This is a genomic window from Lentibacillus sp. CBA3610, from assembly GCF_013373365.1.
Lineage (GTDB): Bacteria > Bacillota > Bacilli > Bacillales > Amphibacillaceae > Lentibacillus.
On sequence record NZ_CP035925.1, the window covers coordinates 2,512,558 to 2,526,067 of the forward strand.

Annotated in this window: 13 protein-coding genes and 1 pseudogene; 2 read left to right on the forward strand and 12 right to left on the reverse strand. The window is 36.8% G+C overall.

Features of this window, described 5'->3' with window-relative positions; genetic code table 11:
* The first annotated feature begins 96 nt into the window (after nucleotides 1-96).
* Nucleotides 97-1,242 carry an NAD(P)-dependent alcohol dehydrogenase gene (locus Len3610_RS12415; protein WP_176448225.1) on the forward strand — a complete coding sequence of 382 codons (1,146 nt, stop codon included), beginning with the start codon at nucleotides 97-99 and terminating at the stop codon, nucleotides 1,240-1,242.
* A 143-nt stretch (nucleotides 1,243-1,385) separates the two neighbouring features.
* Here Len3610_RS12415 and Len3610_RS12420 read toward each other — a convergent pair whose 3' ends face one another.
* On the reverse strand, nucleotides 1,386-1,523 hold the full coding sequence (locus Len3610_RS12420; RefSeq protein ID WP_176448226.1) for a hypothetical protein: 138 nt from the start codon (nucleotides 1,521-1,523) through the stop codon (nucleotides 1,386-1,388).
* 566 nt (nucleotides 1,524-2,089) lie between these two features.
* The gene (locus Len3610_RS12425) at nucleotides 2,090-2,314 is read right to left on the reverse strand and encodes a hypothetical protein (RefSeq protein WP_176448227.1); all 225 of its coding nucleotides are present in this window, start codon (nucleotides 2,312-2,314) and stop codon (nucleotides 2,090-2,092) included.
* 189 nt (nucleotides 2,315-2,503) lie between these two features.
* Between Len3610_RS12425 and Len3610_RS12430 the strand changes: the two genes are divergently transcribed.
* Nucleotides 2,504-2,725, forward strand: coding sequence for a helix-turn-helix domain-containing protein (locus Len3610_RS12430; protein WP_176448228.1), 222 nt, complete (start codon nucleotides 2,504-2,506; stop codon nucleotides 2,723-2,725).
* 305 nt (nucleotides 2,726-3,030) lie between these two features.
* Here Len3610_RS12430 and Len3610_RS12435 read toward each other — a convergent pair whose 3' ends face one another.
* The 10 genes and pseudogenes from Len3610_RS12435 to wecB form a co-directional block, all read right to left on the reverse strand.
* Nucleotides 3,031-3,513, reverse strand: coding sequence for a hypothetical protein (locus Len3610_RS12435; protein WP_176448229.1), 483 nt, complete (start codon nucleotides 3,511-3,513; stop codon nucleotides 3,031-3,033).
* 486 nt (nucleotides 3,514-3,999) lie between these two features.
* Complete coding sequence (locus tag Len3610_RS12440; RefSeq protein ID WP_176448230.1) at nucleotides 4,000-4,611, reverse strand: hypothetical protein; 612 nt, start codon at nucleotides 4,609-4,611, stop codon at nucleotides 4,000-4,002.
* Between the two features lie 68 nt (nucleotides 4,612-4,679).
* Nucleotides 4,680-6,413 (reverse strand): ATP-dependent nuclease, encoded by a 1,734-nt coding sequence (locus Len3610_RS12445; RefSeq protein ID WP_176448231.1) that lies wholly within the window; start codon nucleotides 6,411-6,413, stop codon nucleotides 4,680-4,682.
* Nucleotides 6,414-6,599: 186 nt separating this feature from the next.
* Nucleotides 6,600-7,766 (reverse strand): nucleotide sugar dehydrogenase, encoded by a 1,167-nt coding sequence (locus Len3610_RS12450; RefSeq protein WP_176448232.1) that lies wholly within the window; start codon nucleotides 7,764-7,766, stop codon nucleotides 6,600-6,602.
* 204 nt (nucleotides 7,767-7,970) lie between these two features.
* A pseudogene (locus Len3610_RS12455) lies at nucleotides 7,971-8,518 on the reverse strand (NAD-dependent epimerase/dehydratase family protein); the annotation flags it as partial.
* Between the two features lie 81 nt (nucleotides 8,519-8,599).
* Nucleotides 8,600-9,457 carry a hypothetical protein gene (locus Len3610_RS12460; RefSeq protein ID WP_176448233.1) on the reverse strand — a complete coding sequence of 286 codons (858 nt, stop codon included), beginning with the start codon at nucleotides 9,455-9,457 and terminating at the stop codon, nucleotides 8,600-8,602.
* Between the two features lie 48 nt (nucleotides 9,458-9,505).
* Nucleotides 9,506-10,105: a hypothetical protein gene (locus tag Len3610_RS12465; protein WP_176448234.1), complete on the reverse strand. Its 600-nt coding sequence runs from the start codon at nucleotides 10,103-10,105 to the stop codon at nucleotides 9,506-9,508.
* Nucleotides 10,106-10,283: 178 nt separating this feature from the next.
* The gene (locus Len3610_RS12470; RefSeq protein WP_176448235.1) at nucleotides 10,284-11,138 is read right to left on the reverse strand and encodes an abortive infection family protein; all 855 of its coding nucleotides are present in this window, start codon (nucleotides 11,136-11,138) and stop codon (nucleotides 10,284-10,286) included.
* Between the two features lie 468 nt (nucleotides 11,139-11,606).
* Nucleotides 11,607-12,062 carry a hypothetical protein gene (locus tag Len3610_RS12475; RefSeq protein WP_176448236.1) on the reverse strand — a complete coding sequence of 152 codons (456 nt, stop codon included), beginning with the start codon at nucleotides 12,060-12,062 and terminating at the stop codon, nucleotides 11,607-11,609.
* 322 nt (nucleotides 12,063-12,384) lie between these two features.
* Nucleotides 12,385-13,497, reverse strand: coding sequence for a non-hydrolyzing UDP-N-acetylglucosamine 2-epimerase (gene wecB / locus Len3610_RS12480; RefSeq protein ID WP_176448237.1), 1,113 nt, complete (start codon nucleotides 13,495-13,497; stop codon nucleotides 12,385-12,387).
* Between the last annotated feature and the right edge of the window lie 13 nt (nucleotides 13,498-13,510).

Genomic DNA, 13,510 nt, shown 5'->3' on the forward strand with positions numbered 1-13,510 from the left:
GCTCATAGTTTATGATTAACAGGTAGTGCCTAAGAGATGTTAAAAGTATAGTTTTAGTAAAGAATTTAAAATTTTTTTAATATGAGGAGTATGTATATGAAGACTAAAGCTGCTGTAGTTAATGCTGTAAATGATAATTATAAGTTTGAAAGCTTGGACCTTAACAAAGTTGGAACAAACCAAGTCCTTGTCAAAATGGTTGCAAGTGGTGTTTGTCAGTCGGATGAGACCTTTCGAATAGGCAAAAGTGAATTTCCACTTCCAACAGTTTTGGGACATGAAGGGGCAGGCATTATTCAGGAAGTTGGAAGCGGTGTCAAAAATTTTGAAGTAGGGGATCAAGTAGTGATGGCGTACGATTATTGTGGACATTGTTCAAGTTGTAGAACCGGATACCCATCATTATGCGACCATTATAATGAATTTAATGTTTCTGATGGTCCTGGACAAAGTGGAGAGTATAAGTTTCATAACGAAGATGGAACAATCGTACATGACCTGCAAGCACAAGGGGCATTTTCCACTTATACAGTTACAAATGAAAATAATTTAATTAAGGTTGATAAAGATGCCGATTTACGTAAATTAGGCCCTTTAGGGTGCGGATTTTTAACAGGTTTTGGTACTATAACCAACAGCCTAAAGCCAGAGACAAGCTCGTCCATTGCTATTTTTGGAACAGGAACTGTGGGACTCAGTGCGCTTATGACTGCTGTAATTGAAGGTTGTTATCCAATCATTGCGGTGGATATTCATGATTCCCGCTTGGAGATAGCGAAAGAGTTGGGAGCAACCCATCTAATCAATAGTAAAAATGAGAATTTAGTGGAGCGTATAGATGAGATTTCAAATGGATTAGGAGTTAATTATTCTGTAGATACGACAGGTGTACCTGAAGTTATTGAATCGTCTATTACGGTCTTGGCAATCGGAGGAGAAAGTGCTCCAGTAGCTATGACCGGTAGTAAAACTCAAATTAATACCACCCAAGAATTATTATTAGGTGCCCGTAAGATTCACGGCGTAAAAATGGGTAATGCAGTACCTCAATTAGCAATCCCTAAGCTAATCGAGTACTTTAAAAATGGAAGATTCCCATTTGATAAACTGCTGGGATTTTACCGATTTGAAGAAATCAATGAAGCAGCTGCCGATTCATCAAGTGGAGAAACCATTAAACCAATCATAATAATCGATGAAGAATACCGTAAAGAGAATCCAATTGAATATAAAAACCAATAGTTAAAGATTTCGTGATTTATAAGCTAAAAAGATCATGGCAACAATCCCTTGGAAAATCCTTGAAATATTATCGGCTTATTTTAACCAAATGGTCCGGAAAATAGGGATCGTTGCCACCATATCCCGAAAGCACCTTTCTATATTTAGGAGGGTGTTTTTTTCCAAAGAGTTTTGACAGCCAACCGGGCTTTGCGGCGCTTAGCTTCCCACGATTCTTCAAGGAGCAAACAGCGTTCTTCTTTATCAGTTTTCTTCTTCTTGTATCTGTTGATTACGGCCAACGTTTTTTACCACCTCTGCCATCCTTTGTACCAGTGTTTGACAAACAATTTACCAAGTGATGCCAATATACTATACCACGCAGGAAAAGTCTCACTCTACTTTGCCAGAAGCAGTACGAATCCGATAGTCCGCCACCATTTCATAAGAGTCTAGTATTCTGTATAAAGACTGATAAAAAGTTGTCATTCAGTGGTACATTTCTTGTCATTCGTTGGTAAATAAAATGTCACAGGTGGTACATTTCATTGGCTGTAATCAGGGAGTGACAGGAACTCATCCTTGGCGACATATAATTCTGCTGCTAGTATTTTCCCAATGACTCGATTAACATCCACATTGGCTCGGATGATGTTATTTGGATAGCATCTTGGTTGGCGTGGAATTGCTTAGTTTCTTTGGTAAACAGTCGTCTTCACTGCAAAATATGGGGGTGCTGGAGAAGCCACCATGTCGCTGCTCCCCGCAGCACACATGGTTATGCATCAAATGATGTATTTATGTTACTTTCAAGGGACTGCGGCATCTCAATCATATTAATTTTACTCACAATCCCTGTCCGCATCATTCACAGGCTCTGATTCCTTACATCATCCGGACGAATCTTTTTTTCTTCCAATTCAATTAATGCGACAACTTCCATCAAAGCATGGACGGCATGTTTTTTGGTATATACCTCATCATCGATTAAATGACAAGCAGTCTGGAGAAGTTGATGTTTCATGTCGGTCAGGATCCATTTTGTATGTAGTTCTTCCAAAATATTTTGTTTCACCGCTGTTCCCTTTTCCATATAATTGCCCTCCTCAATTGGGATTTTAAATTAACCAAGTTTTCTGTTCATTGTGTTCTTACGGTTAAAGCAAACAATAAATGAGAAAAGTAAATAATAACTGGTGTTACGTAATAACGTACCACACTTAAATGTATTATATGATAAATTTTCTGTAAGTCAACCATTTTAATGAAATTAGGGAAAAGTATGGAGAAAAAAGTTATAATTAAAATAGACGAACTACTGAGGAAGCACGACATCTCCTTACGAGAACTGTCGCGGTTATCAGATATTCGTCATGCTGCGCTAAGTGAATTATCTAATCAAAAACGTGAGAGTATTAATTTCAGACATGTAGAGAAAATAGCGGAAGCCCTTAAAATTGAGGATATTAGAGAAATAATTGATTTGGAAGATAGCCCAGATTAAAAATCGCCCACAAAAAGCGGACGATTAAATACTTTATAATGCTGCTATTGGACATATTAAGGTACCTGATTAAAGACATTTGCGTCCGGTTTCTATAACGAACAAGAAGTGCCATGTCAAACCCTGTACTGTCCATAGAATTTTTTCCTTTGGGTCAAGTGTAGATTGGGGTCTTTTATATACATATAAAAAATCCACCAAGCGTTTTGTTGAAAAATCTCCTCGGATGTGGAGTTATCTTTCTCACCCATAAGCAAATGTAGAGAAATCGACATGAACTATAAAAATAAAATAAATATACTACATTAATCACGATTTTCTTTTTTTATATTATCATACCGTTTCTTTTTTAAAACTTTAGTAAGTGGCATTAATGTACCGATAATAACCCAGATTTCTGCTAAAAATAATATAGTTATCACAAATCCATAAAGAATACGATAAATAGGGATAAGTTGTTCTGAGGGAATCAATAAGACACTTAAAAGAGGGGTTATAAATTTAATTAAGACAACTGATAAAAATACCAAAGTAGCTACAATTAGCAATGGTACAAAATCCATTGCCAATTTGCTACGCGGTGTTATTTCACTTGTAGGGACCTTATTTAACAGTGTAGTAGGGTCCAAAACAGCAACCCAAACACCAAGAATTGCAAATAAAATTGAAGACACTTGTAACAAGTCCGTAATTAAGGACAATTGATCAGTAATAGGCACAAATCGAAAGTAACTCGCACTAAGAACCGAGAAGATTAAACTTACTACAATAAGTAACGTTCTTTTCATTTTTCGGCTCTCCCTAAAGTTTCATATACTCTATTGCTAACCAGACTCCACACCTGTCGCAGCTGGTCTGTTGTCCACAAAACCTCACCATGTAACTGCGGTGGTAATTCATACTCTGATTTCCCTCTCGACTTACCAAACCAATGTATTTTTGCTGATTCTCCTTTAAACTTAACACCTACATCATAACTCATATTCTCATATTAAACTTTCCTTTCCATGAATAACTGCTCTAAATTGTCTCTATTGGCTCCAATCCATTTCAGTCGATATTTGATATTGTCTTCCATCTTTCTCCTCATCAGTTAAGCCTATCATAACATTAGTGAGTCAAGAATTGTTTGCATTTCTGGAACTTCTAGATTTATTTTTGTATTTATAATCAATTTACGTATATCATTACACCTACTACGGATTTGATCAATATAGCCTGGTAAATGTAATTCCTTAGTACGAAATTTGCCATATAGATTTTTACGAGGTTCCTCATTTTTTTTGTTTTCTCCAACCGATAATATTATGCTCAATTTCTTGTTGGTCTTCATGGGTATTCTCTTTAACCACATACGAACTTTTATAGTACAAAAAGTTCTCGAAATATTTCCTCGCCTGTTTTATACCTGAACTCCGAAACCCTCTCATATTATCTGGAACTAAGGAAACAACTAGAGACTTTTTGGGTACAAACCAAAGATAAGTAGGCCAACCAGGGATTGATTCTTCAGAAGTTTCTATTGTACTAGCTTTAACGTTGCCAATCTTACTCTTCAAAGGAATAAATGAAACACCCTCTTCATGTTGTGGTATTTCATTCCAGAGAACAACCCCATAACTTTCTTCTTTTTCATCTGAAACTGTCTCTATACAAAAAACACGTCGTATATTATCTTCGCTAGAATCAAAAGTTGCTGTGCTTAATATACTGGTTTTACTGTGAAGCCACTTTAAAAAATCTCTTATTAAATGAGAAGGTTCTCCAAACTCCGGTTTTTTTTCTCCCCTTTTATAAAAACCACATTCTTCGATTTTATAAGGATATATAATCATACATACTTCAGCCACCCTTAATTTCATTTTCATATAAAATTTCATATCCATATTTCCAAATCCTCTGACGAAAGTTTTTGATACATCTTTTTAGGACTAACAAGTACGCAAACAAGAAATCACACTTCTTGCGTAGCTGAACTTTTTCTTGCATTTACCCATTCCTGATCAAAATCAGCAAAATCACGAGTGAAATTAAGACATGCGTGTAATGCATGAATTGCGGGAATTGATGTATCATCAATGTCCCAATCATCAACTAACCGGTATGCAGATAGAGGCTTCCCAAGACTAGATTTATATTCGTACTGGTGAGCGGATTCAAAGTTCCTTTCCATAATGAACCTTCTTGCCTTGACTGAATTATCATATTCAAGTATTTCATTATAAATTTTTTCATTAAGTGCCCAAGCGGCATTTTGAGTTCCATTTTTATTAAAAGTGTGATCTAAGTCATGAATAACAAAATATTCTATACCAAAATGCCGTAATACTTTCTGAAACGATGGAATATTCATTTTTGAACCGCAATTAACTACTAATGGAGCATTTATTAGCTTTATTTTTTCCTTTTCAACAAACTTGTCTATTAGTCTCCTATAGATAATAGCTTCGGTATCACCTTCAACAAGTATGACATTTTCATTAAAAAATGCTTCACATACATAGGGATTGAATGAATTTAGCATTTTTAGTCTTTCTTTTTCATTTTCATCAAAAATATTGTTTCTAACTTGGTGTAATTTTATTTCCCCATTTTTCTCCATTTTAGTTCTTAATAAGGTAGTGTGATCTCTACTTAAATCTACTATGATTGGGGAATGGGTAGCAGCCATTATCTGAAATTCTGATCCCTCGGATAACTCATAAAGTACATCTGTAAACATTCTTATAGATTGAGGATGTAAGAAAAGCTCTGGTTCCTCAATTAGTAACATTTTCTTTTTATGTTGTGCAGATATTTGGTCAATATTTTCAATTACTTCGTCATCTCTTTGTTTCTTCGATTTTTCAAGTTCGGAAAAAACATGATTTAGTCCTCTTAACGCATTAAACAAAAATTGTCTCCTTATACCATGTCCATGGTTACTCATATGTACAGGAAAGCCTTGGTTAGAAAATCTTATATCAGTATTTATGAAGTTAGATAGCTTTTTCCCCAGATCATCCTTTTCCTCTCCAAATAATGAAACTGAAAGATCCGGAAACGTTTCCTGCATAAGGTCATTAAGTCGTCCTTCAACCTTTTGTGAGAAATCAGTTGCCATAACTTCCCTACGTAATTCCTCTAGTTCTGTTTTTATGTATTTGAAACGCTCTAATTCAGAAGCGTTATCCAATACTTTTTCCTTTACTAGCTTCTGGACTTTCTCCAAAACGAGCTCAACAGAATCTAGTCCTTTTAGCCAAATAGGCTCTGGACAAGCATTTTGAAGGATGGAATCAAATCCGCCACCACCCCCTTCCGCCCATTTTTCTTCTTTAAAATTATAGGTGTATTTAATACCCTTTTCATTCTTATTATTCCACACTTTTCTAAATCTTGCTATTCCAGTTTCAGGATTCATTGATGTTTTCATTGCTTGGTGTTCAAAATCTGAATCATTTTCAGCTTCTATCCACGCTTCAATACTGATTGGTTTGTCATTTTGATTATGGAAATCTCCTTCTTCTGCGGGTGTATTAGACTTAACAAAGTACTCATATGCACTAAGAACAGATGATTTACCAGTATTGTTTTGGCCAATTAAAAATATTAAGTTAATGTCATCGAAATCGATTTCCACACCTGGAAAATCAACATCCCCAGAAATTCCTCTGAAGTTTGATATAAGAAATTTAACTAATTTCATAAAGCTCGTCCCTCCTCATTAAAATGAATTCGCTTTCATTCAGCAAAATCACTTATCTTACAATCTATTAATTCGATATGAATCAACAAATTCCTGCATGATGAAATGAAATCAATAACAATTGGATAAAAGACTAAATATTATATACACTAAGCACCCCTTCAGGGGTGCCACAAAATACTACCATCAATCCCGACTAAACAAATCCCGTGTATATACCTTCTCTTCAACATCCTTCAAATCATCCGTCATCCGGTTTGCCACGATAACATCTGCCAAATCCTTAAATTCCTCAAAGTCGTTCACGACTCGGGAGTTGTAGAATGTCTCCTCTTTCAATGCCGGTTCATACACGACCACTTCAATGCCCTTCGCCTTAATACGCTTCATGACACCTTGTATAGCAGATTGGCGGAAGTTGTCGGAGTCTGTCTTCATGGTTAGGCGGTGAATGCCGACGACATCTGGGTTGCGTTCGATGATCATATTGGCTACATGATCCTTGCGTGTGCGGTTGGCGTCCACGATGGCTTGCATAATGTTGTTTGGTACGTCCTCGTAGTTGGCGAGGAGCTGTTTGGTGTCTTTTGGCAGGCAGTAGCCGCCGTAGCCAAAGGACGGGTTGTTGTAATGGCTGCCGATGCGCGGGTCAAGAGAGACGCCGTCGATGATCTGCTGCGTGTTCAGGTTGCGTACTTCGGCATACGAGTCCAGTTCGTTAAAGAAAGCGACACGCATGGCGAGGTATGTATTCGCGAATAGCTTGATGGCTTCGGCTTCGGTTGAGTTGGTGAATAGTACATCGATATCTTCCTTCTCGGCGCCTTGGACGAGAAGGTCAGCGAATATTTTGGCGCGGTCGGACTTCTCGCCGACAATGATGCGTGATGGATATAGATTATCGTATAATGCTTTGCCTTCCCGTAAAAATTCGGGTGAGAAGATGATATTGTTTGTCCCAAATTTGGCATTGGTTTCTTTCGTGTAGCCAACCGGAATGGTCGATTTGATCACCATGACGGTATCTGGATTGGTGTCCAGGGTGTTGCCGATGACGCTTTCGACGGTTGATGTGTCGAAATAGTTCTGATCCGGATCATAGTTGGTCGGTGTGGATATAATGACATAGTCCGCGTCGGCAAAGGCTTCCTCATGATCTGTGGTGGCGGTCAGATTCAAGTTCTTGTTGGCGAGGAAGTCTTCTATTTCATTGTCGACAATTGGTGACTTCTGATTGTTGATCATATCGACTTTTTCCTGCATGATGTCGAATGCGACGACTTCGTTATGTTGGGCGAGCAAGACGGCGTTGGATAAGCCGACATAGCCTGTCCCTGCGACTGCGATTTTCATTTGTGTATTCCTCCTATTTCCCCTGTATGATAACATATATTTTCTTCAAGTTTCGGTTGGTTGTTCCACTGAGATCCCTAACCCGTCAAATGGCTCAGCCTCTTATTGCGACAATAGTCCTATTCAAAGGCATGGGGATATGGTTCAGTATTAAAACCTGCCTTATTTCTTTTGATAATAATCGACATACCAATCGGCGAATTTCTACAGGCCGTCTTGGATGGATGTTTCTGGTTTATAGCCGACTGCCTGATAAAGCAAATCCATCAATGCATAGGTTGCCGGCACATCCCCTGGCTTAATCGGTTCATAGACTTTGTTGAATTCTACTTCAAATGCATGGCTTAATGCTTTTTCCAGGGCAGCGATGAACGTCATCAGTTTCTCCGGGCTGTTGTTGCCGATGTTAAAGATTCGGTGTGGTGCGCCCTCTTCTCCCTCAGGTGGATTCTCCATTAGCCGTTCCATGCCCATGACTATATCATCAATGTATGTGAAATCGCGATACAGATCATTGTCAAAATCGCCATTGTTAAAGATCTTAATCGGTTCGCCTGCAAAATACTTATTCGTGAAACCGAAGTAAGCCATATCCGGACGCCCCATTGGCCCGTAAACCGTAAAGCCAGATGATTAACCGGTGTCTGCAGGCTTCCAGGATGTTTATAGAAGCCAATGAGATTGCTCTGGATTTACACATCCGGGTCAATAGAATAACGGACACCAGCCTGTGCCACCAACTTAAAAATGACAGTCTAACTGTTTAAGGTTCATTAGGAGATATATGTGCTTAATCTTTATTCACGTTAATATATTCCACAACTGTTCCTGTATTAACAATAATGTTTGGTAAGACATTTTAGCTCCTGTGTATGAACCTTACTGAGATCCCTCATTTCTACTTGATCAGAAGTTGGATAACCAATTTTGCGGTTTACAAGCATCTCATAAGCATCATTTGGGTCATGTAATAAAATGCTATAAGTATCATTTAGTGGTTCCCTGGTTTTGTCCGTATATAGAATCCGTGCAAAAAATTCATGTTGTCCTACTTTCACGGAGACAAATTGCACATCAGGTCCAAAAGGCGAAACAGGCAATTCCCTAAACTCTCCATTAACTGACTTATCAAACATACTTATATCGGCCATAAAATAGCTAACGGACACTGTCATATTTAAAAACTGATCAAAAGATATTCCGCTCGGCAGAATAAAAATATCAATTCTTGCAGCTTTATTTTTTTGCAAATTAATAAGGGATGTTTCATATTTCTTTACCCGATTAATATTTTGTCCATTTGCCAAATTAAATGATGAGGGAATGTATAAGCTGCATAAAGGAAATGCAAAAATCTGCTCAGCATTGATTGTGCCATTATGTCTAACCGGGATTTTAGTATCTTGGTGAATTTTATTCTTTTTTCGTTTCCTTTTCTGTTCATTTTTAAAATGTATGGTGGGTAAGTTCATTTGACAATCTTTATATAAATAGAAACCATGCCATGATACAGCATTCATAGACACCGGCATCATTACCATACCCTTCGCTGTCTGAATACAGCTATGGAAAAAATGTTTTCCCCGAGCGGCATCAATGTTCAAATCAATCTGGCCCTTAATACTTGTTACTTCCGTGGATTTGATAGACAAAGCAATTTTATCTTCTATGGTTACATAGAACTTACTCAAATAGTGTCCCTCCCAGTATAGTCAGACGTCTATAGAGATTAGGATAAATTATATCCAAAGCCTCTTTTTTATCACATCACTTTTTTTCATATTACTATTATAAGAAGTGAAAAATTCTCTTAAAAAAGGAAATAAATTATGTTTAAATTCAAGACGTTCCAATATCTCGGCTAAATTACAAATAATTGTATAAACATAGAAAACTATATGTCCTTGAACGCGTTGTATTTTTTCTGTTTCAAATAATAAATCATTAAAATCATCAATAATTTCATTTGTTTCGCTATAAACCCATACAACACTTTCTACATGTGAATTTGGAATTCCTTTTTTCTTTTTAATACAGTGCCTATTATATATTTTCTCTTGTATTTTTGACCATTCAACTAGCGGATCTTCAATTCCAGTTTGTCCAGTAAGGTAGTCTAAATTATAGTAGCGAGATCGATTTGCAAAGCTTGACAAAAAATTTATAATCTCAGTAAGGAGGCTCTCATCCAAGCCTTTATCGGGATTTAAGTTAATATCTGAATTCGCCTGGATATCCCTATACATAATTTCTATATTATGCCCATAGGCTTTCATTGTCTTATTATCTGGGAAGCGATTGTTTTCACCCCTATAATTTTGAATTACAATTAGCTTCATTAACCGTTCTATTCCAATTGTCAGTTGAAAAAATGCTTGATAGTATTGCCCTTTATCATGGACACCTGATTTTCTTAATGAAGTCAGTCCACTGCCTATCGATGTTGATGCTATATACCCTTCTTTAGTAAGTAATGATATTTGTTTTTCAGTTAACTGGATTTAAATCACCTCTTGGTTATTTTCCAATATTAACAAGATGTAAATCTTCTAATTTGCGTAGCATGTAATCTGAAACAACACCTATAGATTGAACGACATTTTGTGCATCTTCATCACTTATAGATGCTAAAAAAGGCCTGCCATGTCCTGTTCCTTCTTTATTTCTTAATGTATTAACAGAACATCCCAATTGATAAAGTGAACTTTCATATCGCTTAATGGCTGATAGTTTAGAATCACCATTTTTACTTGGTGTGTACATATCTAAAGCGGTAAATGCTTGACCTAATAATGTGGGAAAGTTTTTTGGAAAGCTATTCTGACCCCACTTAACTTGTAATACATGTTTTGCTACGGCTTCTAGCAAATCTTTACCCGTACCTGCTAAAAGTGCAGCATCAAGTGAACCTTTCCTTGCTCTTTTCACATATGACACTAAGGCTTGGGTAAGTCCCTTTTCAGTTAGGTTATCAAGAACCAACGGATGTAAATCACCGTCAGACGATAATACATATCCCTCAGATTTAAAAACAGAAGTAGCATTTTCAATTGCTTCTTGACCTACAAAGTTCAATGATTCTTTTCTAAAACCACCAAACCCTTTAATAGTGTCTATCAGATATTTTATTAACAATTCCCCAGCATGTATATCATTATTTAAAGCTGAACTCAGTACTGCTCGTACTCTTTTAGCTTTGCCAACCGTTTGTCCATTAGCCTTTGGATCCATATGAGTTAATCCTACACGTGAAAATAAAAAACTTAAATCAGAATGGGTAGGCTCACGTTTACGTTGCTTTTGCGAATCATCTAATAATCGTGATACTGCTATAATAATTGCATCAGTTAGAGGTGCTGAATTAGCTTGCATAACATCACCTGTTTCGACATAATTTCATCCCCCATATCAATATTTCTGAATTTGCACGAAAAACATTTTATACTTCTTTAGGTAAGGTGACATTTCCCATTAACAAGTCATCCTCTGCTCTGCTGGCAAAGTAAAACTGTCTGTGACGTGCGAATTGCTAAATTGGAGTATTTGACATGGATTTAATGAAGCGATAAGAAATTACAGTGTTATTTGCTCTTTAATAAAAATTCGACAAAAAAACTAGAATCCTTCTTTTTCTGGAGAACTCCTGCTTGCGCTGCTAGATTAATTACAATTTCAATATTTCCCTGGTCAAAACAACGATTCAATGCCTTTCAATCAGTCATATCTTCTTCATAAAGCGTATAAGCATTGAATATACGAAGAACCTTATTGTCAGTCATTTCTCTTTCCTTCATAATCTCTGTTAATCAAACATAAGTCAATTCCCTTCCTTTTCATCTGTTATCTTGCTGTATTCAAAAGTAGATCTTTGATGTCTTTCTCTAGCTTTCTATTATTATTTGTTTTCTTGTACCACCTATTTGCAAGTTTTGGTTTTTCAATATCTTTTTTCATTGCTATTACTAATTCAGTCAATTCCTGTTTACCTTGTTCAGTTTTGTTATTTATGCCATTTTTCTCACAAACTGCCATTTTCTCTATTACCTCATTCGAACCATATAATACATTTAAATATTTAAAGAATAGAAAACGTTTATTTGTATCTTTTTGCATAAAGTTAGGGTTAAATTCATGCAATACATTTAAATATTGTGTATAAAATTCTCCCTTTTTATCAGCAACTTTCATTAAATTCTCTCTACGTTTTGCGAATAATGAGTTTATGTAAGCGCCAAGAATTAAAGTGATTATTGATACAATCCAGCCGTTTGAATTTATCAATTCTATTAAATCCATTCATGTCCCCCCTTTTTTCCCAGTTACCTCCATTTTATAATATTCTTCACCCAACTTATTAAACGAAGGGCATTGTAGTTTATCATCTTATGAAGCCCAAAATAAGATGAGAATTTCTATTTTAGAAAACGATCACTCGTGAATTCCCGAAAGTAAGAGAAAGAGCGGGAGAAAATATTGTTTTGACTAAAACGGTAAAGAAACGCGAGCCGGTTGACGGGATGTTGTACAAATGACTGTATGAATTCATTTGTATGGAACTACTTGTCCATTTTCATACTCTTTTCCGTTTGATTGTTTTCCCTTCACCTATCTCCATAATCTATTTAAAATACTGAGTAATGGCATCTGCTATTCTTCTTGAGGCTTCTCCATCCCCGTATGGATTGGAGGCTTTGGCCATTTTTTCATATGCTTCATCATCTGATAGTAATTCATTAGCTAGTTGAAATATCTTATTTTCATCTGTTCCGGCTAATTTCAATGTTCCAGCATCTACACCTTCAGGCCGCTCTGTTGTATCGCGCAATACCAGGACCGGGACACCTAAAGAAGGCGCTTCTTCTTGAACTCCACCGGAATCCGTTAAAATAAGATGAGCGTTGGCCGCAAAGTTATGAAAATCAACAACATCCAGGGGTTCGATCAATTGCACTTTGTCATTGTTTCCTAATATTTCATTTGCTGTTTGCTGGACGACTGGGTTTAAATGAACCGGATAGATTACTTGGACATCATCGTGTTCGTCGGTTAGTCGTTTAACAGCGTGGAACATCTGGTTCATATTTTTGCCTAAGTTTTCACGGCGATGTGCCGTCATCAAAACTAAACGTTTATCCCCTAAAGCATCAAGAACCGGACTTGAATACTTATCAGAAACTGTTGTTTTCAGTGCATCAATGGCTGTATTTCCAGTAATATATACACTGCTTTCTAACTTGTTTTCTTTTAAAAGGTTTTGTTTAGCTTTATCTGTCGGGGCAAAGTGCAAATCTGCCATGACACCAGTCAATTGCCTATTCATTTCCTCAGGATAAGGTGAGTATTTATCCCATGTGCGCAGGCCCGCTTCAACATGCCCTAATGCAACTTGATTATAAACCGCAGCCAGGGAAGCAGCAAAGGTTGTTGTTGTATCACCATGAACGAGCACAATATCAGGTTGTGTTTCTTTCATAATTTTATCAAGACCATCCAAGGTGCGATTTGTTATGTCAGCCAATGTTTGATTGGCTTTCATAATGTTTAAATCGTAATCGGGCGCTATATCAAAAATATTCAGGACTTGGTCGAGCATTTCACGGTGTTGTGCAGTAACCGTGACGATTGATTCAAATTCATCCGTTCGTTTATCCAGTTCCAAGACAAGTGGAGACATTTTTATTGCCTCCGGTCTTGTCCCAAAAACTGTCATTACTTTAATCCGTCTTGACACTTATATCCCACCT

Bases quoted from the DNA above. Each gene is read 5' to 3' on its own strand.
- Len3610_RS12440 (WP_176448230.1), bottom strand. From the start codon at position 4,611: ATGGATATGAAATTTTATATGAAAATGAAATTAAGGGTGGCTGAAGTA.
- Len3610_RS12435 (WP_176448229.1), bottom strand. From the start codon at position 3,513: ATGAAAAGAACGTTACTTATTGTAGTAAGTTTAATCTTCTCGGTTCTT.
- Len3610_RS12475 (WP_176448236.1), bottom strand. From the start codon at position 12,062: ATGGATTTAATAGAATTGATAAATTCAAACGGCTGGATTGTATCAATA.
- Len3610_RS12465 (WP_176448234.1), bottom strand. From the start codon at position 10,105: ATGAAGCTAATTGTAATTCAAAATTATAGGGGTGAAAACAATCGCTTC.
- Len3610_RS12415 (WP_176448225.1), top strand. From the start codon at position 97: ATGAAGACTAAAGCTGCTGTAGTTAATGCTGTAAATGATAATTATAAG.
- Len3610_RS12470 (WP_176448235.1), bottom strand. From the start codon at position 11,138: ATGCAAGCTAATTCAGCACCTCTAACTGATGCAATTATTATAGCAGTA.
- Len3610_RS12430 (WP_176448228.1), top strand. From the start codon at position 2,504: ATGGAGAAAAAAGTTATAATTAAAATAGACGAACTACTGAGGAAGCAC.
- Len3610_RS12450 (WP_176448232.1), bottom strand. From the start codon at position 7,766: ATGAAAATCGCAGTCGCAGGGACAGGCTATGTCGGCTTATCCAACGCC.
- Len3610_RS12425 (WP_176448227.1), bottom strand. From the start codon at position 2,314: ATGGAAAAGGGAACAGCGGTGAAACAAAATATTTTGGAAGAACTACAT.
- Len3610_RS12445 (WP_176448231.1), bottom strand. From the start codon at position 6,413: ATGAAATTAGTTAAATTTCTTATATCAAACTTCAGAGGAATTTCTGGG.